This window comes from Stenotrophomonas sp. (assembly GCF_032061965.1).
Taxonomy (GTDB): domain Bacteria; phylum Pseudomonadota; class Gammaproteobacteria; order Xanthomonadales; family Xanthomonadaceae; genus Stenotrophomonas.
The window spans coordinates 1-25,249 of sequence record NZ_DAMBEF010000022.1 but is presented as its reverse complement, the minus strand read 5'-3'; the positions used below and the strand labels follow the sequence as shown (position 1 = coordinate 25,249).

The following is a 25,249-nucleotide window of genomic DNA, read 5'->3' as shown; positions in this document are numbered from 1 at the left end:
TAGTTCCTCGCTCCTGGTTCCTGGCACTAACCTATGGGCAGCGTCACATTCATGATGGTGGAGTCATCCGGGTCGGACTTCACCTTGAAGCCCAGGCTCTGGCACATCGCCAGCATGGTGGTGTTCTCACGCAACACCTGGCCTTCCACCATGTTCAGACCCTGCCACTGCGCATACTCGATCATGATCTGCATCAGCTTCCAGCCGATGCCATGACCCTTCAGATCGGAACGGATCAGGATGCCGTACTCACCCCGGTCGTAATCGGCATCAGCATGCAGCCGCACCGCGCCCAGCATTTCACCGCTCTTGGGATCGATCGCCACCAGCGCGATGGAGCGTGCGTAGTCGAGCTGGGTCAGCCGCGCGATGAACTCGTGGCTGAAATGCTTCACCGACTGGAAGAAGCGCAAGCGCAGGTCGTCGTCGGTTACCCGCGCGAAGAATGCGCGGAACAATCCGTCGTCCTCCGGCCGCACAGGGCGGATGAAGGCCTTGGCACCGTCTGACAGATCAATGGTGCGTTCCCACTCGGTGGGATACGGGAAGATCGCAAAACGCGGATGGCCACGGCCCTTGTGCAGGCGCCGTACCGGGGTAATGGCGATGCGCGCATCCAATGCGATCACGCCGTTGCGGTCGGCCAGCAAGGGGTTGAGATCCAGCGTGCGGATTTCGGGAATATCCGCCGCCAACTGCGCCAGCTTAACCAGCACCAGCGCCACCGCGCGCTCATCGGCAGCCGGCACGTCGCCATAGGCCTTGAGGATGCGCGAAACGCGGGTGCGGCCGATCACTTCGTGTGCAAGGCGCAGGTCCAGCGGCGGCAGGGCCAGGGTCTTGTCGTCAATCACTTCCACCGCAGTACCACCACGGCCGAACACCACCACCGGGCCAAACACCGGATCGTCGGCAATGCCGGCGATCAGCTCGCGCGCCTTGGGCCGGGTCAGGCTCGGTTGCACCAGCACGCCCTCGATGCGTGCCTGCGGGCGTTGCTCGCGGGCGCGTTGCAGGATCGAGGTGGCCGCTGCCTGTACCGCGCGCAGGGTGCTCAGGTTCAAGCGCACGCCGTCGACTTCGGATTTGTGCGGGATATCCGACGAGAAGATCTTCACCGCCACGCTCAGTCCCTTCTCCAACAGCGGCTGCGCCAGTTCCATGGCCTCGTGCGGATCGCGCGCCACCATCACTTCCAGCGAGGCGATGCCGTAGGCCTGCAGCAGCTTGTGGGTGGCCACCGGGTCCAACCATTGCTGGTCATTGGCCAGTGCCGCCTCGACCAGGCCGCGCGCCGCCGCCACATCCACCACGAAATCCGCCGGCAGGCTGGGCGGGGTTTCCATCAACGCCGCCTGCGCCTCACGGTACTTCACCAGATGCTGGAAGCCACGCACCGCTTCGGCCTCGCTGGGATAGGTGGGCACGCGCGCGGTGTTGAGCGTCACCGTGGCGCGGTCATCATTGCCCAGCCACACCGCGAACACCGGCTTGTCGCGCAGCTGCCGCGAGCGCAGCCCCAGGGTGTTGGTGAGTGCCTGCGCGGCGTCCGCCGAAGAGGTGAATGCGGTGGGCACATTGATCACCAACACCGCGTCGTTCGCGTCATCGGACAACAGCGCCTCGATTGCCGATGCATAGCGACCGCCATCGGCATCGACCACGATGTCGACCGGGTTGTCGCGTGACCAGCCTTCCGGCAACACCTTGTCCAGCTGCGCGACGGTTGCCGGTGACAGTTCGGCCAGCGAGCCGCCCAATGCCTGCAGCTGGTCGACCGCCAGCCGCCCAACGCCACCGCCATTGCTGAGGATGGCCAGGCGACGGCCGGGGAACGTGCCCAAGCGGCCCAGCGTTTCGGCTGCGGTGAACAACTCGTCCAATGCATTGACGCGCAGCAGGCCGGCACGGTTGAAGGCCGCACCGTAAACCGCGTCGGAGGCGGCCAATGCCTGCGAATGGGTGGTGACCTCGGCATCACTGCGCTTGGGCTGGCGCCCGGATTTGACCACCACCACCGGTTTGGCACGGGCGGCCGCACGCGCCGCCGACATGAACTTGCGCGCGTCGCTGATCTGATCGACGTAAAGCAGGATGGCGCGGGTGCGGTAGTCGGTGGCGAAGTAGTCAAGCAGGTCGCCGAAATCCACATCCAGTGCATCGCCCAGCGACACCACAGCGGAAAAGCCGATCGAACGGGCAACGCCCCACTCCACCAAGGCCGCGGCGATCGCGCTGGATTCGGAAATCAGCGCCACATCGCCGGCCTGCGGCGTATGCGCGGCGATGCTGGCATTGAGCCGCGCGTGCGGGGCGATGACGCCCAGGCAATGCGGGCCCAGCACGCGCATGCCCTTGGGACGCGCTGCGGCCTCAACCTGCGCTGCCAAGGAGCCGGGGCCCTTGCCCAGGCCCGCAGTCAGGATGATGGCGCCTGCAACACCCAGCTCGGCAGCCTGCCCCACCACCTGCGGCACCAGGCTGGCCGGCACCGTGATGACGACCAGGTCCGGTATCCACGGCAGATCCTTGAGCCGTTTGACGGTGCGCATGCCGTCAATCTCGGCATACCGTGGGCTGACCCAGCCGATCTGTCCGGCGAACCCCCCGGCACGCAGGTTGCGGATCACCGCACGCCCGGCCGAACGCTCCCGGGGACTGCCGCCCACCACGGCCACCGAACGGGGGCGGAATACGGTCTGCAGGTGATAGGTGCTCATCGTGACGCCTGTTGCGGGTACCGGGTCAAAGGTACACGGCCAGACACGGGCGTGGCTTGCTTTGGATCAACTTGCCGGTGGTTGCCAGACGCGGCCGTACACGCAGTGCTGCATATCCCCCCACTCGCGCGTCCCTTGCCCACCCTCAACGCAGCAGATGCACCAGTGCATCCCGACAGCGGTTGGCGGATATTCGCTTTCGTTGACGCCGCAGTCCGCATAATGGCCGGGCCGGGTGCGCCGGTGCACCAGAAGAACCCGCCCATGCATGGCACCGGTCTCGAACTTGCCTTGGTACTGCTGCTGGCAGCCGTCATCGCCGTGCCGGTATTCAAGCGCTTCGGGATGGGCGCGGTGCTGGGCTACCTGGCCGCCGGCGTGGTGCTGGGCCCTTACGTACTGGGCTTCGTGCAGGACACCGACCGCATCCTCAACGCCGCCGAGATCGGCGTGGTGATGCTGATGTTCGTGATCGGCCTGGAACTGTCGCCGTCGCGCCTGATGGTGATGCGGCGGTCGGTGTTTGGCGCTGGCAGCGTGCAGGTACTGCTCAGCGCCTGCGTGCTCGGCGGCCTGCTGCTGCTCAATCATTTTTCCTGGAAAAGTGCCTTGGTGGTCGGTACCGCGCTGGCGCTGTCCTCCACCGCCGTGGGCTTGCAGCTGCTGTCCGAGCACAAGGCGCTCAATACCGATCAGGGCCGCCTGGGGTTTGCCATCCTGCTGTTCCAGGATCTGGTCGCGATCCCGTTGCTGGCGGCCATCCCGCTATTGGGCGGGGTCAAGAATGAAACCCTGACCTGGCAGGACGCTGGCATCGCCCTGGGTGTGCTGGCAGCCGTGATCGTATTGGGCCGCCCGCTGCTGCGGCGCCTGTTTGCGGTGGTGGCACGAACCCGCATGCCGGAGGTGTTCACCGCCAGCGCGCTGCTGGTGGTGCTGGGTACCGCCTGGCTGATGGCCGAAGCCGGGCTCAGCGCCAGCTTGGGCGCCTTCGTTGCCGGCGTGCTGCTGGCCGATTCCGAATTCCGCCACGAGATCGAATCGCAGATCGAGCCCTTCAAGGGACTGCTGCTGGGCCTGTTCTTCATCGCCGTGGGCATGGGCATCGACCTGAAGCGGGTTGCCGCCGAGCCGGAGCTGATCGCCGCGGGCGTGGCGATCCTGCTGGTAGTGAAGTTCTCGATCCTGCTGGCACTGGGCAAGGCGGCCCGGCTGCCGCTGCGCAGCGCCCTGGTGCTGGCCAGCGTGCTGTGGCTGGGCGGTGAATTCGCCTTCGTGGTGTTCAACGAAGCCGAGCGTGCGCACCTGCTGGGACGTATCAACCATGACCGGCTGGTGGCCATCGTCAGCTTGTCGATGGCGATCACGCCGCTGCTGCTGCTTGCCCTGCAGGGTGCACTGCGATCCAAGCCACAGCAGGCCGCACCCGAGCATGCACCGGATGCCGCCTTGAAGGATGCCGGCGCGCAAAGGCCGCAGGTGCTGATCGCCGGCATGGGCCGCTTTGGCCAGATCATCGGCCGCCTGCTGACCGCACAACGCATACCGTTTGTCGCACTGGAAGCCGACCCGGACACGGTCGAAGACATGCGCCGCTTCGGCAACCAGCTGTACTACGGCGACCCGACGCGGCCCGAGCTGCTGCGCTCGGCCGGTTCAGAGCACATCCGCGTGTTCGTGATGGCCATGGACGATCCGGAAACCAATCTGCGCGCGGTACGGCTGGTACGCCGCATGTACCCCGATGCGACCGTGCTGGCGCGCGCACGCAACCGCCAGCATGCGTGGAAGCTGATGGACATGTCGGCGGAACCCTTTCGCGAAGTATTCGGCTCCAGCCTGGAGGCCAGCGCACGGGTGTTGACCGCGCTCGGCATCCCCGATGCGGTGGCCCGCGACCATGTGCAGCGCTTTCGCGAACATGATGAGCAACTGCTCAAGGCCCAGCACCTGGTCTATGACGACGAAGCCGCCGTGATGCAGACATCGCGCGATGCACGTGCCGACCTGATGCACCTGTTCGAAGCCGATGCCGGTGAAAAGCAGGAGTGAGTCAACGCGGTAACGACGCTATCGCCGCGCCACGCAGTTTCAGCGCTGGAGCGTGCTGATCGCTTGACCCGGCCAGGCATACCGCGAAACTCAGTTGCGGTCGCGCAGGAAGCGGGCCATCGACGACACGCCTGGCACCGCGGGCTCGAACTCGCCGGCCACGTCGATGAAGCCGCGCATGATCGCGATGTCCCGCGGGCTGCGGTTCAGCGCGTCACGCAGGTCCGGATCGGCGCCGGCACGCAGCAGGCGCTGCACCAGCAACGGCAAGCCGTGCAGCGCGGCCAGATGCAGCGGGCCAAAACCACGCGGGTCGCGCACGTCCAGCGACACTTCTTCGTCGAGCAGGCGCTCCACCGCGGCCAGCACGACATGCTCATCGCAGGCGGTGCCCGGCTCGGCGCGGGCGCCCAGTACCAGCAGCAACGGGGTGACCGTGCCCGCCGATGCCTGGTCGGGTTCGGCGCCGGCCAGCAGCAGGGAATCCAGCAGCGCAAGCAGGCGGCCACGATCACGCGAAGTAAAGCCGTACAGCGCCGCGCAGTGCAGCGGTGCCAGTTGCTGGTCGTCACCGGCATGCACGTCGGCACCGGCGGTAAGCAGGCGCGCGACGATATCCGGCAGGCCCAGTGCGGCCGCCAGCATCAGCACGGTCACCCCGCCGGGCAAGCGGTGTTCGAGCTTGGCGCCGGCCGTCAGCAAGGCCGCGACGATCGCTGTCTGGCGCATGCTCACCGCTGCCGACAGCGGCGTCGCACCACTGGCAGCGGCATGTTGCGGGTCTGCACCCAGCGACAGCAGCAGGTCGACCACGGCCGCATGGCCACCACCGGCCGCACGCAACAGCGCACTGCAGCCCTGCGCATCCACCGCGTCAACGGCGAACCCAAGATTGATCAGACGGCGCACGGCGTCAGCATCGCCGGCCATGGCCGCAGCCGGTACGTCGGCATCACGCAGCGCGCGCAGTGGCAGCGGCCAGCCGCGCCAATCCAACAGATCGGCAAGGTCGCGACGTCCGCTGGACAGCGCCACACCCAACGGCGTCTGGCCATCGGCCGCACGCGCATCCGGTGACGCCCCCTGCAGCACCAGTTGCTTGAGCGCGGCCTCGCGCGCGAGCGCGGTGGCCAGGTGCAGGGCGGTCATGCCATGGCTGTCGCGTGCCTCGCGGTCGGCGCCGTTGAGCAGCAGCCACTGCTGCAGCTTCAGCCAGCCCAGGCGCACGGCCAGCGACAAGGCCGGATCGCCGGCCGGCGACGGGCCGAACGGATCGGCACCGCGTTCCAACAGTTCCAGAGCGAATTGTTCGGTGCTGCGGGCACCGTGGTCATGCTGCGCGCAGGCCGCCAGCAGCCGGGTCAGGCCACCGGCACCGGCCGGCGAGACGCCGTGGTGCAGCAACACCTGCAAGGTCGGGATCGCATCCACGCCGCGCGACAGCAGCGCGAACATCGGCGTATCACCGCAGGCATCAAGCACTTCCGGCGCGGCGCCATGCGCCAGCAGCCAATCGATCACCCGCGGCTGCAGGGCCAGTTCCGGATCATGCAGCAGGCCGCCGAGCTCGTTGGCCGAACACAACCTGGCCAACGGCGCCATGCCATCGACGTTGCCGAATACCAGGGCTTCGCGCAGCAGGGCCAGCGGTGCGCGGTCATTGAGTACCGGGACCGTTTCGCCACCTTCACCTTCGCTGCTGGCCTGGGCGGCGTCGCTCACCGCGGCGGGCAGCGGATAGGCCGGGTCCAGCAACGAGACGATGGACCAGCGGCCCGCAGCCGCAGCATGGTCGACGGCGCGGCGACCATCGCCGCCCACGCTGTCGCCGGCAATGCCCAGGTCCAGCAGGCGGCGGATCAGCGCCGCGGATACGTGCTCGGCACGGCTGGCCAGCAGCAAGGCGTTGTTGCCGTCGGCATCGACCGCATTGACATCGGGCTGGTGGGCTAGCAGGCGCTCCAGCACCCCGGCGTGCCCCTGCGCGGCAGCGTCCAGCCATGGGGTACGGCCAGCGGCATCACGCGGCTCGATGTTGGCACCGGCGTTGAGCAGGGTTTCGACGATATCGACGTGGCCAGCCAGCGCGGCTTCGTGCAGGGCACTGCGGCGCTGGCGGTCGCGCGCATCCAGCCGCGCCTTGTGCTTGAGCAGCAGTTGCACGCCGGCCGGATCGTCGTCATCGGTCGCCGCTGCCTGTACCAGCACCGGCACGCCATCGCTCGGTTCGACCTTGGCACCGCGCTCCAGCAGGAACTTGGCCAAGCGCCAGTTGCCGGCCTGGCAGGCCACCGCCAACGGGCTGTGGCCATCATTGTTGAGCGCATCGATCTCGGCCGCGGCGTCGCGCAGCAAGGCGGCCACACCCGGGTCGGAACTGCGCGCGGCATGGTGCAGCGGGGTGTTGCCTTCGGCATCGGTGGCGCGCGGGTCGGCGCCATTGGCCAATAGCGTCATCACCGCTTCGGGGCGACCGTGCCAGCTGTCGCGGGTGGCCGCCAGCAGCGGGGTCACACTGCAATGGGGTTGGTTGACGTCGACGCCACGGCTGATCACCGCCCGCAGCAGGCGCAGGTCCGGCAAGACCGCCGCCAGCACCACCAGGCTGCGCTGGTCACGCGAATCGGCCGGCGGAGCCGCGTGCACGTCAGCACCGGCATCGAGCAGCTGCAGGGCACGATCGACGCGGCCACCACGGGCGGCGGCATACAGCTGCGGCACCAGTTCATGCTGGTCCAGCGGCTCCAGCGGCTGCGGCTCCTGCAATGCTTCGGCGAACGGATCGAAGCCTTCCCGACGCTCACCCAGCTGCGGCTCCACCGGCGCCACGGCCACAGCGGCCGGTGCTGCGCGCATGCGCTGCAGCAGGTAATGCAATGCCGGCACCAGCAGCATGCTGGCGATGGCCAGCGGCCAACGCGCGTTGGTGGGCAGCAGGCCCGGCCACGCCGGCGCCACCACCGCCGCGCACAGCAACAGCAGTACTGCCGCCGCGCCCAGGCCATGCCAGGAATCAAGCCCGCGCCCGGCCAGCGACTGCCATTGCGCGCGCAGGTCGCTGTCTTCGCGCTCCAGCGCATGCCACAGCGGCCAGGTACGCCACAACGCCAACACCGCCACGCTGACCGCAACACTCAACGCCAACACCGCCGCCAGGCTGCCGCTGTCATGCAGCGCCGCCAGCGGCCAGGATACGAGCAGGGCCAAGGCCGCAGGACCGGCGACCCACAGCGCCAGCAGACCCGGCAGTTGCCGCTTGAACAGGCTCGCCGAAGGCGCCAGGGTCCGGCTGCGGCGCTGCCATGACACCGCCAGCGCGAAGGCTGGCTGCGCCAGTACGCCGCACAGCGCGGCGACCACGCCACCAAGGCCGGTCAACAGGGTGAGCAGCAGGCCGATGCCAAGGGCAATGGCAAGCGCACGGGTACGCAAGGCTTCAGTCATCGCGACCGTCGATGCGGGGGACTTTCACCGGCGCCAGGGGCTGGGGTGGCAACTGCAGGTGGAAACCGCGCTCGACCAGATTGGCGCGCACCAGCGTCGCGTCGGCTTGGGCCAAGCGACGACCAGGTGTCAGGGCGACCTCCAGCACGAAGGTGTACGGGGCCAGCGTAGCGCCCACTGAAGCCGGGATCGCTGCGAAATCATCACGCTTGGCGAGGTAGACGTAGGTGTCCTGCTTGCGTTGGCTTTTATAGACGTAGGCTTGCATGCCAGCGGGCTTTGCCCTGCATGGGGATCAGGGATTGTGTCGGAAAGTTGGCGCTGTTGAAAGGCGCTGCAATAGGTGCGGGCCGTATTTTCTCGCATTTCGTTCATTCATAGATATCAATATTTTGTTGTGATCCGGGTCACCGGGCCAACGGTCAAGCCGGCTGACAGGCTGCTGCCGATATACTCCCGCCCCGTCGAACCCATGGAAGAACGCGTGAGCCCTGCAGCACCGCCGCGACTGCGGCCGTTGAATGTATTGGCGCATACCGCCACCACCGCGCTGGGAGCCGGGCTGCAGGCGCAGCGCCGAGGCTTGCTGGAGCAGCGCAGCGGGCTGCGCTGCAACGACTTTGGCAACGCCCCCCTGCCCTGTTGGATCGGCCGCGTGGACGGGGTGGAAGCGGTGGTCCTGCCCGCCCACCTGGGCGAGTTCGCCTGCCGCAACAATGCATTGGCGTGGCTGGCCCTCCAGCAGGACGGCATCACCACGACCTTGCAGCAGGTGGTGGAGCGCCACGGTGCCGCCCGGGTTGCGGTGGTGATGGGCACGTCCACCTCCAGCATCGGGGCCACCGAGGAGGCTTACGCCCGCCTGCAGGCCGATGCCGACGGCCAGTTTCACTTCCCGTCGGACCTGATGCGCCCGCGCATCCATACCCCGCACTCGCTGGCCGACTTCGTGCAGGCCGCCACCGGACTGGCCGGCCCGTGCGTCACTGTGGCCACGGCCTGCTCGTCCAGCGCCAAGGTGTTCGCCCAGGCCGCCCGCCTGATCGACGCCGGCTTGGCCGATGCAGCCCTGGTCGGCGGCGTGGACACACTCTGCGGCAGCGTCCTGTTCGGTTTCAACTCCCTGCAACTGGTGGCACCAACACCCTGCCAGCCATTCGATGCACGCCGGGTCGGCCTGTCCCTCGGCGAGGCTGGCGGCTACGCGGTGCTTGAGCGCACGGAGGCGGGTCCAGCAACGGCACTGCAATTGGTTGGCTATGGCGAATCCAGTGATGCCCACCATATGTCTGCGCCCCACCCGGAAGGCTTGGGCGCGCGTTTGGCGATGCAGACCGCATTGCAGCGCGCCGGTATCGAAGCCGGCCAGGTCGGCTACCTGAACCTGCACGGCACCTCGACGCCGGCCAATGACAGCATCGAAGCCGCCGCCGTTGCCGCGCTGTTCCCGGCGACACTGCACGCCAGCTCCACCAAGGGCTGGACCGGCCACACCCTGGGCGCGGCCGGCATCGTCGAATCGGTCTTCGCGCTGCTGGCGTTGTCCGACGGCATCCTGCCGGGCACGCTCAACAGCGAGATCGCGGACCCGGCCTGCGGACCGCAGATCCGCTTTGACAACGGCCAGGCCGATATCAATTACGCAATGAACAATTCCTTTGGCTTCGGCGGCAACAACTGCTCGCTGGTATTCGGCAAGGCAGGATGAAGCAGATGCTGGAAGCAACCTTGGAAGGCATCGGTTTCTGGGGCAATGGCCTGCCCGACTGGGATAGCGCCTGCGCCTGGATGCGCAATGGCGAACGCCCCGAAAACCCGCCCGCACGGCCGTCGCCGCAACTGCTGGCCGCCAACGAACGACGCCGGGCACCGGGTACCGTGGCAGTGGCGCTGGAAGCAGCGTTGGCTGCCTGCCACGCTGCAGATCGCGAACCGGCAACGCTGCCGTCGGTGTTCACCTCCACCCACGGTGAGCTGACCATCACCGACTACATGTGCGCCACGCTTGCGCAGGACCCTTGCGCCATCTCACCCACCAAATTCCACAACTCGGTGCACAACGCTGCTGCCGGCTACTGGACGATAGGCGCCGGTGCGCATGTCGCGGCAACCGCGATCAGCGCCGGACCGTATAGCTTTGCGCAGGGCTTGCTGGAAGCCATGGTGCAGCTGCATGCAGGTGAAGAAGCCGTGCTGTTGGTGGCCTACGACGGCATCGCCAGCGGTCCGGTCGCCGAAGCATCACCCAGTGAGGGCCTGATCGGCGCCGCTTTCGTGCTGTCGCGCAGCGCCTGTGCAGGACTGCCCGGCCTGCAGGTGAAACTTGTGCCGCGCCCGCCGCAGGAACAGCCGCAACGCGCCAGCGATGGACCGCTTGCACAGCTGTTCAAGCACAATGCGATGCAGCCGGCGCTGCCGCTGCTGGAAGCACTTGCCATGGATCAGGAGAAGCTGTGGATGCGCGCAGGTACTGCACAATGGCTGGAGATCAGCATCCGTCATGACTGACCTGCAGCCGCTGTCGGCAAGCAACGTTGCCGTGGTCATTCCGGCGTTGAACGAAGAGTTGCGCATTCGCCAGGTGGTCGAGGACGTGCTGCATTACTTCCCGCACGTGATCGTCATCGACGACGGCTCCACTGATCGCACCGCCGAATGCATCGCCGACCTTCCAGTCAGTGTGCTGCGCCACCCGCAGCGCATGGGCAAGGGCCACGCGCTGCGCAGCGGTTTTGCCGAGGCCAGCCGCCGCGGCCTCCGAGGCGTCCTGACCCTGGACGGCGATGGCCAGCACACCGCCAGCGACCTGCCACGCCTATTGGCCAGCGCCAACCGCTTTCCGCATTGCATCATCATCGGCGCGCGCCTGCGCAAGCGCGCCTCGCAACCCTTGTACCGTCGCCTGGCCAATGAATTCGGCGACTGGGGCATCGCCTGGGGCACGCACTACCAGGTTGCCGACAGCCAGAGCGGGCAGCGCTTCTACCCGGCCGAGGTGATTGCCTTGCGTGATATTTCAGCCGAGGGCTTCGTGTTTGAAGCACAGGTGGTGATCTCGGCAGCACGGCAGCTGGGCACGCGCTGCGTGTCGGTACCAATAGAATCGCGCTACCGCTGCGCCGGCAGCGATGAGCAGTTCCGTCCCAGCCACTTCAAACCGCTGCAGGACCTGTACCGGATCACCAGCCACATCGTGCTGCTGGCGCTGCGACACGGCGGGCTGTGGCGTGTCTACCGCACCATCCGCGCCAATCCTCCGGTGATCGACAGCACCGATGCGGCCAGCTGACGTCTCCTCGTCAGCCCATGCCGCCGTTGATGCCGATCACCTGGCCGTTGATATAGCCGGCAGCATCGCTGCACAGGAAGGCCACCAGTGCAGCCACTTCTTCCGGCCTGCCGGCACGCGCAGCCGGCACCGTCTGCTTGATCAGCTCAGGCGGAAATGCCTCAGTCGCCATCTGCCCTTCGATCACGCCGGGGGCAACGACGTTGACGCTGATGCCACGGCTGGCCATTTCCCGCGCCAGCGACTTGCTGGCACCGTGCAGGCCGGCCTTGGCTGCGGCGTAGTTGGTCTGCCCGCGATTGCCCAGCACCGCCGCCACCGACGAGACGCTGACGATGCGGCCCCAGCGGGTACGCGCCATTGGCAGCAGCAAGGGCTGGGTCACGTTGAAAAAGCCGTTGAGGCTGACATCGATCACCCGCTGCCAGCGCTGCGCATCCATGCCGGCCATCGGTGCATCGTCATGGATGCCGGCATTGTTGACCACGATCTGGATCGGGCCATCGGCTAGCAGGGACTCAAGCGCCACCCCGGCGGCCACGCCATCGGCCACATCGAACGCAACCGCCTGCGCGCTGCCCCCACCGTCAATGATCTGTGTCACCACAGCCTCGGCGCGGGCGAGGTTGGCATTGGCGTGAACGATCACGTGCACACCATCAGCGGCCAGCTTCTGGCAGATCGCTCCGCCCAGGTCGCCACTGCCGCCGGTTACCAGGGCGCGTCGTTGCTTGCTCATGTGTGGTCTGCTCCGCTCTGTCTCATTCAATATTCACGGCAACTGCAGCATCACCGCCGCGCGTCCTTCGGCCAGTAGCTGTTCGCGATGGTGGATGCGGAACGCGTACTGCTGGCTGCCCGCCCCTTCCACGAGCACCTGTGAGGTCGCCTGCAGAGCATCGGGCAGGTCGTCGATGCGTGCGACGTGCAACTGCACGTCGCGTAGCGCCACCAGCACGCCGGGGCGCACTGGGCCACCCAGCTCGCGTCCACGCAGGCCGCCATGCACCGCCATTGCCTGCGCGCCGTATTCGCACAGATGGATGGCGCGCAGCTGGTTGTCACAGCGCAATGGATGCTGCGGATCTCGATGGTTGCAGGCACGCAGCGTAATCGCCTGCGGCGACCAGCTCAGCACTTCGTCCCACAGGCACATGCCGCCCTGGTGTGGCACCAGTTGCTGGATTTCCTCACGCCCCAACATGACGCGTCCCCACTAGCGGATGGCGCGAAATCAACAGCGCCAACACGAAATTGCACACCACCCCCAATGCCACCGTGCTACCGATCGCACGCAGCACCGGGATCGAGGACAGACCCAGCAGGCTGAACACCAGCAGCGTCATCACGCTGCAGACCAGCAAGCCGTGCAAGGTGCGCAGCTGATCGGCATGGCTGTCGCCGGCGTGCTCGAAGAACAGCCCGTAATCCAGGCCCAAGCCGGCAGCGAGAATCAGCCCGATCAAGTGGAACAGGTTCAGCTCCACACCCAGGCCGCGCAACACCGCCAGCACCAGCAGCGTGGTCAGCAGCATCGGCAGCAATACCCGCAGCACACGCCGTGCGGATCGCAGCGCAACGCTTACCGTCAAGGCAAGCAACAGCACGGCGACGGCAAGCGCCACCAGTACGCGACTGCGATAGTCGGCCACCAGCGATTCCGACGCCTGCTTCATGTCCAACAGTTCCGCGCCATGCAGCTTCGCCGTGCTGGCCACTGCCGCCACATCATGCAGGCCGCTGAGCGAGATCAGCGCAATGGCATGGTCCGCGCCCTGCACCAGCAAGCCATCAACCGCGATTGCCAGCGGCGTGCCCTGCAGATCCGACAGCTGCAATGCTGGCGCACGCCGCGCCTGCATGACGTCGGCCACGAACGGTTCGAAGGCATCGTCGATGAAAGGCGTGCCTGCAACCGCCGTGGCCAGGGCGGCACGCAGTTGGGCTTCATCAGGCAGTTGCTGCTGACGCTGGCGCTGGGTCGCGGCGCTGGGTAGATACCGTGCCGCCATGTCATAGCGGTCGAGCTCGCCATTGGCGACCAGGGCATCGAGCGCAGGACGCAGTCGCTCACTCGCTGCCAGCACCGTCTGCGCGTCGCTGCCACGCACGGTGATCAGGTAGCGCACATCCGGGGCCCCCAGCTCGCTGCGCAACTGCGCATCACGGGCCAGGTCCTGCGGGTCAACCGGGGTGAGTCGGCCCAGATCGTTCTGCCAGAACGCGCCCGGTGCCAAGACCATCACCGCCACCGCGGCCGCAGCAAGCAGCGCCAGTGACCAACGCGGACGCGGCAGGCGCTGTGTGTGCTGCCAAACACGCGCCAACCACGCCGAGTCGGCGAAGTCGCGCGTGGCCGGATCAATCAGGGCCGGCAACAGATAGCGGGTAGCCAACGCGGCCGTGGCCAACGCGGTGATGGTGAAAACCGACAGCTGCTTCAGCCCGTCCACGCCTGAAAAAAGGAAGGTCAGATAGGCAATGCAGGTAGCGATCACGCCCGTGCCAAGTGTTGGCCACAGCGCACGCACGTTGTCCCATGCCGAGCGGCCTGGCCGCTGGTGGCTGAAGAAATGGATGGGGTAGTCCTGTACCACGCCGATCAGGGTGAAGCCGAAGGCGATGGTGATGCCGTGCACGCCATCAAAGCCCAGCGCGACCGCGCACAGGCCGGCGAGCCCGGCACTGGCCAGAGGCAGGAAACCAAGGATGGGCATCTTCCAACTGCGGTAGGCAAACCACAACAGCAGGATCATGCCGATGGTGTCCAGGGTGCCGATCATGCTGGCTTCGCTGGCGGTGCGATTGCCGATCTTTACCGAGAACGCACCGGGCCCACTGAGCTCGAGACGGCTGCCACTGCTGCCGGCAATGGTGGCAAAGCGCGTGTTGATCGTATCCACCGCCAACTGCTGCGCCCCCGGATCAAAGCCAGCAGCGTGGGTCTGCAGCAACAGCAGGGCCTGCTTGCCACTGCGATCGAACCAGACATCGTCGATCCGCCGCGGCGCGCTGGCGGGCTGCAGGGCTTCAGCCACACGCAATACCTGCAAGGTGGGGTCGGATGGCAGCAACGGCTCGATCAGGCCACCCGCAGGCGAGCCCAGGTCCTGCAGCCGCATCTGCAACGCTTCGGACAGACGCTCGCTGCTGAAGGCGTCGGCGGGCAAGCCATCGATCAAATAGCGATAAGGCAGCAAGCGTTCTGGAAACGCGTCCAAGCCGGCCTGCTCACCATTGGCGATCAACTCGAACTGGGTATCGGCGGACAGTGCTTCACGCAGCGCGCGCGATTGTTGCGCAAGCTGTTCCGGCGGGGCACCAGAGAGCGCAACCAGCAACAGGCGCGCGCCCGGACCTTCGCCAAGCTCGTCCAGTAGAAGTTTCTGGGCCGGCGTGCGTGCATCGGGCATGAACTTGCGCAGGTCGCCACTGACCTTGATGCGCTCGCCTATCCACAGGCCTAGCAGGCCAAGCAGTAACAGCCAGGTGATGGCCAGGCCTATGCGATGCGTGGAAGTCAGCTTCAACGCGAAACATCCGCATGACACAGGCCCGTCAGCGCCGTGGCATCGCGTTGGCTGGCGGCTGCGATGGCCGCTCCGCCCAACAAGGTGCGTTGCAGATCGCCCTTTGCCGGCTGGGTTTCGATGCAGCGCAGTTCGCCATCACTGCCATGCAGGGTTACGGCGCGAACGCGACGTGCCAGTGCCTCAGCACGCGGGGTCAACTGCAGTTGCCAGCGCTGCGCCGTGCCCGATGCCTGCAGGCGGTAGCTCTGCTGCAAGGCAGCCAGATCACCGGCGAGCATGGCACCAAAGCTGGCCTGCAGGTCGGCAAGCTCCGGCACCCGCTGAAGCGCGAAGACGCGCGGCGCTTTGCCGGCGCGCGCAATGCTGACCTGCCCGTCGGCAATGGTGGTGGTCTCCGCATACGGCGTGCGTACTTCGCGCACCAAGGTGCCGGTATCCGGCCGCCGATACTGGCCCTCGACCCGCAACGGCTCCTTCAACAAGGCCGAGCCGCGCAGTTCCAGGAAAGGCGTCTGGCTGGGCGCTGGCTGCGCCAGCTGGCGCAGTATCCAGGCGGCATCAATGCCGCTGGCCGAGGCCGGGCTGCTGATCAGCAGGCTTGCCAGCAGGCAGGTCAGCAGATGTCGCACGCGCTTGGGAATGCCAGAAATCATAGAAATTGAACCAGTTGTAAGGGGCCAGCCGCAGGTGATGCTCCAACCTGCCGGCGTAACGGTGGATAAGCGTGGACAGGATTTCGCTGCGCCGGGGGCGGGGGATATCCACCGTTTCGGCAAAGGTCTCAAAGCGCAGATCGTAACGATTGCCGCCCCGGTAGAGCCCAAACGCCAGTACCACGGGGGCCTTCAGTGCGCTGGCGATCAGCCACGGGGCACTGGGGAAAGCCGCCTGCTCACCCAGCAACGGCGCGGACACGGAAGCTTCGCCGGGGCGCACCCGATCGACCAGCAAGGACACCATCTCGCCAGCTTCCAGCGCCTGCTGGATGGCCAGTACGATCGAGGCACCATCCTGGCCGGCGTCAATGATGCCGGCGGCCAGCGAGGGATCCAGCTCCGCCAGCAGCTCGGTGATAGCCGCATTGTGCGAGCGATCCATCAGCACCCGCAGTTTCAACTCGGGGCGCTCCCGCGCCAGTACCCGCAGCGCATCGAAGCTGCCCAGGTGCGAGCCGAACACCAGCACGCCGCGGCCCTGATCCAGCAATTGCAGCAATGCGTCGGTGCCGCTGCTGCGGATATCGAACAAGCGCGTGCGCCCGGCCATCAGGAACACGCGGTCGAGGATGGTGGCGGCAAAGGTGTGGATGTGGCGGGCAACCGCCAGCGCCGACGCCGGCCTGCCGCGCACCCGCTGCAGGTAGTCGCGCGAAGCACGGCGCTCGGTGCCGCGCATGCAGAAGAAGTAAAGGGTGATCGGATAAAGGCAGGCCCGGGCGATACCACGGCCGCCATGGCGGGCAATGCCGCCAATCAGGCGGATGGCGAAACGGCCACCGCCTTCCGGACGATCCTTCCAATCGGCGTCATTCATGCAGGGCCGCCTTCGTCGGCCAGCACCAGTTCACCGCGCACCAGCACCTGATCATCGCGAAGTACACGGAATTTCCAGCGCGGCGCCTGCCCGTCCAGCTCTACCCGCGCCACCTCGTCGGGGAGCAGCGGCGCCACGAACTTCACCTGCGGCAGGCGCAGTGCGCCGACCGCACGCCCCTGATCGGCGGCCACGGCCCGCAGCACCTGTTCCAGCAACACCACGCCGGGCACCAACGGCCTGCCCGGGAAATGTCCAGGCAGGCAGGGATGATCGGAAGGGATGCTGAAGCGCATGACGTGCTGTACCCGGATTTTGTGCAGACAGGATACCGGGCGGCATCCCGTTCAGCGCAGCAGATCGCGCCAGAATGCCGGCCCCAGCTGTCCCATCTGACGCGCGAAATCCCAGGCATTGCGGTACGGTCGCTGCGGGAACAACTGCGAGCGGACCGCATATTCCAGGGCAAAAAAGCCGCCCAACAGGCCCCAATCGGCGATATTGGCGCACCATGACCACTGTTCATGGGTCACCGGCCACCATGGCTGGATGCCGAACGCGGCAAGCAGCCCATCAGGCACCGCGCTCATCGCCAAGCCCAGGTTGATGCTGGCCAGCAGCACCAGCACCGCCACCCAGGCGGCGCTCAGGCGCCGGGTGTAGCGCTCAAGCTTGGCTGTCACCGGCATATCGGCACGGGCATACAGCGCCTGCACGATGCGTGTGATCAAAGGCACCTGGCCGGGCAACAGCGAGCGCGCGAATCCCCAGGCAACCAGCAGCGGAAAGACCACGGGCGGTGCCAGCAGCAGCATCCAGGCCCAGGCCGAGCCCCCCAACCAGCACAACAAAGCCGTACTTGCGGCCAGCAGCGCCCAGGCCCAGGCCCGCCAACGCGCGAGTGGTTCGAGCAGGCATAGCAGGACCAGTCCGATCAGTGCGGCGGCGGCCCACATGCCTTCGTTGCGCAGGCTGGCCACGTGCGAGAGCACCGGATAGGCCAGCAGCAGGATCACCCGCAGCACCAGCGCCGCCGGCCCGTGGCCGGGTTCATGGCCGGCAGCGGTCACGCCGCTCAGGCCGCTTTGTTGGCTTGGACGTGCGCCGACAGGGCGCGCAGGGAGCCAAAGATGCGGCGGTTGTCCTCGTTGTCCGACCGCAGCTGGAAGCCATAGCGCTTGCTGATGGCCAGTGCCAGCTCCAGTGCATCGATCGAATCCAGGCCCAGGCCGTCGTTGAACAGCGCGGCTTCCGGGTCGATCTGGGCCGGGTCCACATCTTCCAGGTTCAGGCTTTCGACCAGCAGAGCGGCCAGCTCGCGTTCGGCTTCACTTTGTTGCGACATTTCCACACCTACGGCAAATAGAGGCGCAACGATCCGGCATCGCCGACAGTTGCGCAAGCATGACGGGTACAGATCGCGGGGTATCATTGGTGTCTCTGTGATGCCCGATACGCCGTGCAATGACGTTCCTGCTCCACTGCCCCCCCCTGTTTGACCCCCTGCCCAGGCTGCCTGGCCACCGACGGCACGGGGGCCTGAGATGAATGCCTGCACCTCGCCCACCGACGCCGCCGCACTGCGGGTCGACTATGCCGATCCCTCACGGCTGCCGGCGCTACTGGCCGATCCTCAGGTCCTGGCGATCTTCGCCTTCGAGGCCGGCGGCACCGCCCCGGCCTGCGACGACCCCCGCTACCTGCAGGTCGGTCTGCAGGCCGATGGCGCGGCCCAGTTGGAAGTGTGGCGCAGCGACAAGCCGGTCCGCTGCGGCCGCGATGCCGATGGCCTGGCCTGGGCCACCGATGGCGCGCTGATGTTCGGCGCGCTGCAGCTGGACGAACACCAGCATGGCGGCATCCTGGGCGCCTCCGAGCAGGCCTACGATCGGATGTTGCAGGCCCTGCCTGCTCACGGCTATCCGCACCTGCTGCGGATCTGGAACTATCTGGACGCAATTACCGAAGGCGATGGCGACGGCGAGCGCTACCGCGAATTCTGCGTGGGCCGTGCCCGCGGCATCGGCACCATCGACACCGGCACCCTGCCCGCAGCGACCGCCATCGGCAGGGTCGATGGCGTGCGCGTGCTGCAGGTGTACTGGCTGGCCGCGCGTAGTGCCGGCACGCCGTTGGAAAACCCGCGCCAGGTCAGCGCCTACCGCTATCCGCGCCAGTACGGCCCGCAATCGCCCAGTTTTGCCCGCGCCATGCTTGCCGCAGCCGGCAGCCAGTTACCCTTGCTGTTGTCAGGCACCGCCAGCGTGGTCGGCCACGCCACCCTGCATGGCGACTGCACGCAACGCCAGCTGCAGGAAACCTTTGCCAACTTTGAAGCGCTGATCGGTGCGGCGCGGAAGCATCGGCCCAGCCTGCCCGAGCATTTTGGCAAGGGCAGCCGGCTCAAGGTGTATGTGCGCGATGCGGCGGAGATCGCCGAGGTTCGCCAGGCCCTGGCCACCCACCTGTCCCCACAGGTGCCACATATCGTGCTGCATGCAGCCGTATGCCGGCGCGACCTTCGGGTAGAGATAGACGGCGTCCACGACGCCTGAACCCACGCCGGCGGTGATCCGCCGGCTCCTGCAGCCAGCTCAGTGGTGCAGCAACGCCACCACCGCATCACGCGGCAGCTTGCCGGTTTCGTTGCGCGGCAATGCCACCACCTTGCGCAGCGGGCGCGGCAGGAAAACCGGATCCATCAGTTCACGCAGCTCACGCAGGATGTCGGCCTCTTCGCGTTCCGGAGCGACTACCAGTGCCGCGATACGGCCCACCGCATGCCCAGGCTCAGGTGCCAACTGCACCACCACGGCATCGACAACGCCGGGCACCGCCTGCAGCTTGCGAGTCAGATCCCCCAACGAGGCACGTTTGCCGGCGATTTCCAGCAGGTCGGCGCGGCGGCCGCGCAGTACGAAGCGGTCATCCGGCAGCAGTTCGACCAGATCGGCCAGCACCACCGGTGCAACAAGATGGTCGGCATGTACCCGCGTGCCGTCCGGTTGTGGCTCAAGGCGAACGCCAGGCAGCAGTGTCCACGCCGTCTCAAGCGCCGTCCGCCGGCGGGCAAAGATGCAGGTCTCGGTGGAGCCGAACATCTCACGCACTTCGGTGGCAAACGCTTGCTCGGCCGCCGCCGCCAACGCCTGCGGCAAGGGAGCCGTGGCGGTAACGATGCCGGCCAAAGGTGGCAGGCTCACACCGGATTCCACCAAGGCCTTGAGGTGGACCGGCGTGGTGACCAGCACGCGCGGCGCCGCAACTTCTTCCAGTGCCAGCACCACATCCTGCGGAAAGAACGGGCGCCCGGCCTGCAGCGTGGCAGGCGCCAGCATCGGCAGCAGCACAGCCATCTCCATGCCGTACATATGCTGCGATGGCACCGTGGCCACCAACGAAGGTTGTGCATCACCCCACAGACCCTGCAATGCCTGCAGGTTCTGCTCGGTACTGCGCAGGAACGAGCCCCAGGTCTTGCTGTTGGCGCTGGGGGTGCCGGTGCTGCCGGAGGTGAAGCCTATCGCCACCAACTGCGCATCGGACAATTGTGGAATCTCGCCGCCCAGGCGCGGCAGGACTGCCGGCAGCACGAAGCTGCCCGTGGGCAGGTGCTCCAGCGCTTCATCGGCCACGCAATAGGTCTGCGGATAGCGCTGCTGCACATCGGCTACCACTGCATGCGCGCGCGAAGGCGGCAACAGATTCACCTGCCCGCGCAAGGCCACCGCGCAGAAAGCCACAAGGAAGCGGTAGCGGTCTTCACACAGGTTGACCGCGTGCTGGGCAGACGGAAGCAAGCCAGCCACCGCGCGCACATGGTCGTAAAAGGTCTGCAGATCGATCGATTGCCCCGCACCAACAGCCAGCAAGCGGTGCAGCCCTCCCTTGGCAAGCGGATGGCGTGAGGTGGAAGAGAACTGCTCTGAAACAACCGACATGCGACTGCGATGACCTCGTTCTTGGGCGCTGGCCATGATGGCAGCGACCACCACGGGGCCGCCAGCTTGGCCGTGCGCGGCCACGCTGGCAAGCCGCAGCATCCACTTCCTGCCTAGTGGTAACCCGCTTCAGCCGTCACCTTGCCGCGGAATACCCGGTACGACCACACCGTATAGCCTAGGATCACCGGCAGCAGCACGACCAGCCCGACCAGGCTGAACGCCAGTGACGAGGCCGGCGCCGCCGCCTGCCACAGGGTCAGGTGGGGCGGCAGCAGGTAGGGCCACATGCCCAGCACCAGGCCGATGAAGCCCAGCACGAACAGGGCCAGGGTCAGCAGGAAGGGCGGCAGGTCGCGGCGCGGATGCATGGCGCTGCGCCACAACGCCACCGCCACCACCAGGGTCAGCAGCGGCACCGGCGACAGCCACCAGAAGTTGCCGCCGCTGAACCAGCGCTCCATCACCCGCGACTGCAGGAACGGCAGCCAGGTGCTGACCAACCCCATGAACACGATCACCGCCACCATCAGCGGCCGGGTGAGTGAACGCGCCAGCGCCTGCTCACGGCCCTCGGTCTTGAGGATCAGCCAGGTACTGCCCAGCAACGCGTAGCCGGTGACCACCGCCACCCCGGTCAGCATCGAGAACGGGCTGAACCAGCCAAACGCACCGCCGCTGTAGTGCCCGTCCTGCATCGGCAGGCCCTGTACCAGCGCGCCCAGGATCACCCCCTGCGCAAATGCCGCCAGCAGCGAACCCAGCGCGAAGGCCACGCTCCACAGCGCGCGCGAACGTTGTGCCTTGAAGCGGAACTCGAAGGCCACGCCGCGGAATACCAGCCCCATCACCAGCAGCAACACCGGCAAATAGAGGCCGGACAGCAGCACCGCATAGGCCTTGGGAAAGGCCGCCAGCAGGCCGGCGCCACCCAGCACCAGCCAGGTTTCGTTGCCATCCCAGATCGGCGCGGCGGTATTCATCATCACATCGAGCTGCTGCTCGTCATCGGCGAATGGCGCCAGGATGCCGATGCCGAGCACGAAGCCATCCAGCACCACGTACATCAGCACGCCGAAACCAATCACCGCGAACCATGCCACCGGCAGCCAGGTTGTCATTTCCATCTCAGCGCTCCTCCAGCGGCTCGTTGACGCCGGACAGCGGCCGCGCCGGGGTATGCATGCCGTCGTCCTGTGGCGGCAGGTCATACGGTGCCGGGCCGTTGCGCAGGATCTTGACCAGGTACCAGATGCCCCAGCCGAACACGAACAGATAGCCGATCACATAGACGGCCAACGACACCGCCGTCATCCACGCACTCTGCGTGCCCACGGCATCGGCAGTGCGCAACAGGCCGTAGACGACCCAAGGCTGCCGCCCCATCTCGGTGACGAACCAACCGGCAACCAGTGCAATGAAGCCACTGGGCAGCATCCAGTTCCAACCACGCAGCAACCACTTCGATTGCAGCAGACGACCGCGCCACAACTGGAATGCCGATATCCACGCCAGCGCCAGCATCAACGAGCCCAGCCCAACCATGATGCGGAACGCATAGAACACCGGCACCACCGGCGGGCGCTCGCTGGCCGGCACCGAGGTCAGCGGCGCGAAGCTGCCGTCCAGGCTGTGTGTCAGGATCACGCTGCCGAGTTTGGGGATGGCGATCTCGTAACCGTTGCGTTCTTCCTTCTCGTTAGGCACCGCGAATACCACCAGCGGCACGCCTTCGCCGGGCTTGGTTTGATGCCAATGCGCTTCCATCGCAGCGATCTTCATCGGCTGATGTTCAAGCGTGTTCAAACCATGCATGTCGCCGACGAAGATCTGTACCGGCACCGTCAACGCGGCAAATGCCACCGCTGCAATCAACATCTTGCGGCCGGCCTCCACATGCACGCCACGGCGCAGATACCACGCCCCGACACCGCCGATCACGAAGCAGGTGGTGATGAACGACGCCAGCGCCATATGCGCCAATCGATAGGGGAAGGACGGGTTGAACACCACCTGCCACCAGTCCTGCGGATGCACGATGCCATCGACCAGCGTGTAGCCAGCCGGCGTATGCAGCCAGCTGTTGGACGACAGGATCCAGAACGTGGAAAACAGCGTGCCCAGCGCCACCATGCAGGTGGACAGGAAGTGCAGCCGCGGCGACACCTTCTCCCAGCCGAACAACATCACGCCAAGGAAGCTGGCTTCCAGGAAGAACGCGGTCAGCACCTCGTAGGTCAGCAAGGGACCGATGACGGTGCCGGCCACTTCGCTCAGGCGCGGCCAGTTGGTGCCGAACTGGAAGGCCATCACGATGCCGCTGACCACGCCCATGCCGAAGGACACCGCGAAGATCTTCTGCCAGAAGAAGAACAGCTCGCGCCAGACCGGATTGCGGGTGCGCAGCCAACGCCACTCGACGAAGGCCAACCAGCTGGCCGTGCCGATGGTGAAGGCCGGAAACAACACATGAAAACTTATGACGAACCCGAACTGGATCCGGGATAACAGCAGCGCTTCCACCGCGCTTCTCCAGAGAGGTTTTTTAATTGGGGCGATTCTGGTCCTGTATCGGTTAAGAGCGGATGTGACCGGTTGTCGCAGTGCGTCAAAAAGTCGCAGCAGCTAGAGCTCCCTCCCTTTGGTGCAGCCAAGGGGAGGGTTGGGGAGGGGTCGGCTCTGCTGCTCCTGTAGAGCCGAGCCATGCTCGGCTGGGGCCTCACCGGGAAAGCCTCTGCCGAGCATGGCTCGGCACTACACCTCTCCTCCCGGCAAAGCTCGACCCCTGTAGAGCCGAGTCATGCTCGGCTGGGGCCTCACCGGGAAAGCCTCTGCCGAGCATGGCTCGGCTCTACCTTCTGCCCCGGCCTTTGGCCGCGCCGGGCGATGGCGACAAACATTGCCGATTCCGGCAACTCACCTGCCGAACCCTGCGCCCATGACCTGTGGCCCAGCCCGCCGGGTTGGGCTGCTGCTACCCTTGCCCGGTTCTCTTCACCGGTGCCGAATGATGCCCAAGCTCCTGCCCCTGTCCCTGCTGTTGTTGACCGCTTTCGGCAGCGCCCATGCCGCGCCCACGCCGATCACCATCGAGCAGGCCATGGCCAACCCGGACTGGATCGGCCCGCCGGTGGAATCGGCCTGGTGGTCATGGAATGGCCAGCAGGTCGAGTACACGCTCAAGCGCCAGGGCAGCCAGGTACGTGACAGCTTCCGCCTGCCGCTGGCCGGCGGCGTCGCCCAGCAGGTGGCCGATGACCAGCGCGGCACCCTCGACGCGGCTGATCGCGTCTATGACAGCAGCCGCCAGCGCATGGCCTTTGTCCGCAATGGCGACGTATTCGTGCGCGACCTGCGCAGCGGCGGCCTGACCCAGCTCACCCGCAGCAACGATCGCGCCAGCGGTGTCAATTTCGCCAGCGATGGCGGCGTGATCTGGCAGGTCGGCAACAGCTGGTTCCACTGGAACGCCCGCAACGGCGTGACCAGCGAAGTCGCTGAGCTCAAGGCTGACAAGAACCCGGCTGATGCACCCAAGGCCGACGTGCTGCGTGACCAGCAGATGCGCACCCTGTCCACCCTGCGTAGCGACCGCGCCCAGCGCGATGAACTGCGCGAGCAGGGCGAGCGCTGGCGCCAGGCCGATCCCACCCGCGCACCGGCCCCGATCTTCCTCGGCGCCGATGTCGAGATCGTCGACAGCGCGCTCTCGCCCGATGCCCGCCACCTGATCGTGGTGACCAAGCCCAAGGGCTACGAGGAAGGCCGCGGCGGCAAGATGCCGCTGTACGTGACCGAATCCGGCTACGAAGAAGCCGAGGACACCCGCACCCGCGTTGGTCGCAATGATCCGGAGCCGCATGCGTTCTGGTTGGCCGATGCCAGCACCGGCAAGGTCGAAGCACTGTCGCTGGACAACCTGCCGGGCATCGCCACCGACCCGCTGGCCGACCTGCGCAGCAAGGCCGGCAAGGACGCGCTCAAGGGCAACCGTCCGCTGGAACTGATGAGCGACTTCATGGGCGGCGGTATCCGCTGGAATGCCGATGGCAGCCAGGCCGCGATCATGCTGCGCGCCAATGACAACAAGGACCGCTGGATCGTCACCACCAGCGCCAGCAGTGCACGCCTGGAGAACCGCCACCGCCTGACCGACGCCGGCTGGATCAACTGGGGCTTCAACGACTACGGCTGGATGCCGGACGGCCGCACCCTGTGGTTGCTGTCCGAAGAATCCGGCTACTCGCATCTGTACACGCAGAGTGGCAGCGCCAAGCCCAAGGCGATTACCTCGGGCAACTGGGAAACCTCGGCACCGGTGGTCAGCGCCGACGGCAACAGCTTCTACTTCGTCTGCAACCAGAAGTGGCCGGGCGATTACGAAGTCTGCAACGTCAACGCCAACGGCGGTGCCGTGCGCGAAGTGACCGCGCTCGACGGCGTGGAAGACTTCAGCCTGTCACCGGATGGCCAGCAGTTGCTGGTGCGTTACTCCGCACCGTACCTGCCGGCCCAGGTGGCCGTACTGCCGGTCAGCGGCGGGCAAGCACGCAAGCTCACCGACACCCGCAGCGCCGAATTCAAGGCACGCGAGTGGGTGCAGCCGCAGATGGTGCAGGTGCCGTCCAAGCACGGCGCCGGCCACGTCTGGGCCAAGTACTACGGCCCGGAAAAGCTTGAAGCGGGCAAGCAGTACCCGATCGCCATGTTCGTGCACGGCGCCGGCTACCTGCAGAA

Annotated in this window: 20 protein-coding genes; 6 read left to right on the top strand and 14 right to left on the bottom strand. The window is 66.5% G+C overall.

The window, feature by feature from the left end; all coding sequences use genetic code 11:
• Positions 1-26: 26 nt before the first annotated feature.
• Entirely contained in the window at positions 27-2,720 is a 2,694-nt protein-coding gene (locus RT460_RS12465; protein ID WP_313319283.1) for a bifunctional acetate--CoA ligase family protein/GNAT family N-acetyltransferase, read from the bottom strand.
• 264 nt (positions 2,721-2,984) lie between these two features.
• Between RT460_RS12465 and RT460_RS12460 the strand changes: the two genes are divergently transcribed.
• Positions 2,985-4,772: a monovalent cation:proton antiporter-2 (CPA2) family protein gene (locus tag RT460_RS12460; protein WP_313319282.1), complete on the top strand. Its 1,788-nt coding sequence runs from the start codon at positions 2,985-2,987 to the stop codon at positions 4,770-4,772.
• A 90-nt stretch (positions 4,773-4,862) separates the two neighbouring features.
• Here RT460_RS12460 and RT460_RS12455 read toward each other — a convergent pair whose 3' ends face one another.
• Positions 4,863-8,216, bottom strand: a complete 3,354-nt coding sequence (locus RT460_RS12455) for an ankyrin repeat domain-containing protein (protein ID WP_313319281.1) — start codon at positions 8,214-8,216, stop codon at positions 4,863-4,865.
• On the bottom strand, positions 8,209-8,484 hold the full coding sequence (locus tag RT460_RS12450) for a YcgL domain-containing protein (protein ID WP_313319280.1): 276 nt from the start codon (positions 8,482-8,484) through the stop codon (positions 8,209-8,211). Before RT460_RS12450 ends, RT460_RS12455 begins: the two co-directional genes overlap by 8 nt.
• Positions 8,485-8,724: 240 nt before the next feature.
• On the opposite strand from RT460_RS12450, the gene RT460_RS12445 reads away from it, so the two are divergent.
• Genes RT460_RS12445 through RT460_RS12435 form a run of 3 tightly spaced genes read left to right on the top strand, consistent with a single transcriptional unit; the run spans position 8,725 to position 11,505 of the window.
• The gene (locus RT460_RS12445; protein WP_313319322.1) at positions 8,725-9,924 is read left to right on the top strand and encodes a beta-ketoacyl-[acyl-carrier-protein] synthase family protein; all 1,200 of its coding nucleotides are present in this window, start codon (positions 8,725-8,727) and stop codon (positions 9,922-9,924) included.
• 5 nt (positions 9,925-9,929) lie between these two features.
• On the top strand, positions 9,930-10,724 hold the full coding sequence (locus RT460_RS12440; RefSeq protein ID WP_313319279.1) for a beta-ketoacyl synthase chain length factor: 795 nt from the start codon (positions 9,930-9,932) through the stop codon (positions 10,722-10,724).
• Positions 10,717-11,505, top strand: coding sequence for a glycosyltransferase family 2 protein (locus RT460_RS12435; protein WP_313319278.1), 789 nt, complete (start codon positions 10,717-10,719; stop codon positions 11,503-11,505). The genes RT460_RS12440 and RT460_RS12435 overlap by 8 nt, the downstream gene beginning before the upstream one ends.
• Before the next feature lie 10 nt (positions 11,506-11,515).
• On the opposite strand, the gene fabG is transcribed toward RT460_RS12435, so the two are convergent.
• The 8 genes from fabG to RT460_RS12395 are packed head-to-tail and all read right to left on the bottom strand — an operon-like array spanning position 11,516 to position 17,916.
• Positions 11,516-12,244 carry a 3-oxoacyl-ACP reductase FabG gene (gene fabG, locus RT460_RS12430; protein WP_313319277.1) on the bottom strand — a complete coding sequence of 243 codons (729 nt, stop codon included), beginning with the start codon at positions 12,242-12,244 and terminating at the stop codon, positions 11,516-11,518.
• Positions 12,245-12,277: 33 nt separating this feature from the next.
• Positions 12,278-12,709, bottom strand: coding sequence for a phosphotransferase (locus RT460_RS12425; RefSeq protein WP_313319276.1), 432 nt, complete (start codon positions 12,707-12,709; stop codon positions 12,278-12,280).
• Positions 12,696-15,056: an MMPL family transporter gene (locus RT460_RS12420; protein ID WP_313319275.1), complete on the bottom strand. Its 2,361-nt coding sequence runs from the start codon at positions 15,054-15,056 to the stop codon at positions 12,696-12,698. Before RT460_RS12420 ends, RT460_RS12425 begins: the two co-directional genes overlap by 14 nt.
• Positions 15,032-15,667: a LolA-related protein gene (locus RT460_RS12415; protein ID WP_313319274.1), complete on the bottom strand. Its 636-nt coding sequence runs from the start codon at positions 15,665-15,667 to the stop codon at positions 15,032-15,034. Before RT460_RS12415 ends, RT460_RS12420 begins: the two co-directional genes overlap by 25 nt.
• The gene (locus tag RT460_RS12410) at positions 15,597-16,571 is read right to left on the bottom strand and encodes an acyltransferase (protein ID WP_313319273.1); all 975 of its coding nucleotides are present in this window, start codon (positions 16,569-16,571) and stop codon (positions 15,597-15,599) included. Before RT460_RS12410 ends, RT460_RS12415 begins: the two co-directional genes overlap by 71 nt.
• Entirely contained in the window at positions 16,568-16,867 is a 300-nt protein-coding gene (locus tag RT460_RS12405) for a hypothetical protein (protein WP_313319272.1), read from the bottom strand. Before RT460_RS12405 ends, RT460_RS12410 begins: the two co-directional genes overlap by 4 nt.
• A gap of 51 nt (positions 16,868-16,918) precedes the next feature.
• On the bottom strand, positions 16,919-17,641 hold the full coding sequence (locus RT460_RS12400) for a ketosynthase (RefSeq protein ID WP_313319271.1): 723 nt from the start codon (positions 17,639-17,641) through the stop codon (positions 16,919-16,921).
• A gap of 5 nt (positions 17,642-17,646) precedes the next feature.
• Entirely contained in the window at positions 17,647-17,916 is a 270-nt protein-coding gene (locus RT460_RS12395; protein WP_313319270.1) for a phosphopantetheine-binding protein, read from the bottom strand.
• A 199-nt stretch (positions 17,917-18,115) separates the two neighbouring features.
• Here RT460_RS12395 and RT460_RS12390 point away from each other — a divergent pair, with 199 nt between their 5' ends.
• Complete coding sequence (locus RT460_RS12390; protein ID WP_313319269.1) at positions 18,116-19,126, top strand: pteridine-dependent deoxygenase; 1,011 nt, start codon at positions 18,116-18,118, stop codon at positions 19,124-19,126.
• A 39-nt stretch (positions 19,127-19,165) separates the two neighbouring features.
• On the opposite strand, the gene RT460_RS12385 is transcribed toward RT460_RS12390, so the two are convergent.
• From RT460_RS12385 to RT460_RS12375, 3 genes are all read right to left on the bottom strand, one after another.
• Entirely contained in the window at positions 19,166-20,512 is a 1,347-nt protein-coding gene (locus tag RT460_RS12385; protein WP_313319268.1) for an AMP-binding protein, read from the bottom strand.
• Positions 20,513-20,625: 113 nt separating this feature from the next.
• On the bottom strand, positions 20,626-21,639 hold the full coding sequence (gene cydB / locus RT460_RS12380; RefSeq protein ID WP_313319267.1) for a cytochrome d ubiquinol oxidase subunit II: 1,014 nt from the start codon (positions 21,637-21,639) through the stop codon (positions 20,626-20,628).
• 1 nt (position 21,640) lies between these two features.
• Entirely contained in the window at positions 21,641-23,035 is a 1,395-nt protein-coding gene (locus tag RT460_RS12375) for a cytochrome ubiquinol oxidase subunit I (RefSeq protein WP_313319266.1), read from the bottom strand.
• A 487-nt stretch (positions 23,036-23,522) separates the two neighbouring features.
• On the opposite strand from RT460_RS12375, the gene RT460_RS12370 reads away from it, so the two are divergent.
• The coding region (locus RT460_RS12370; protein ID WP_313319265.1) for a DPP IV N-terminal domain-containing protein at positions 23,523-25,249 on the top strand (1,727 nt) is incomplete at its 3' end.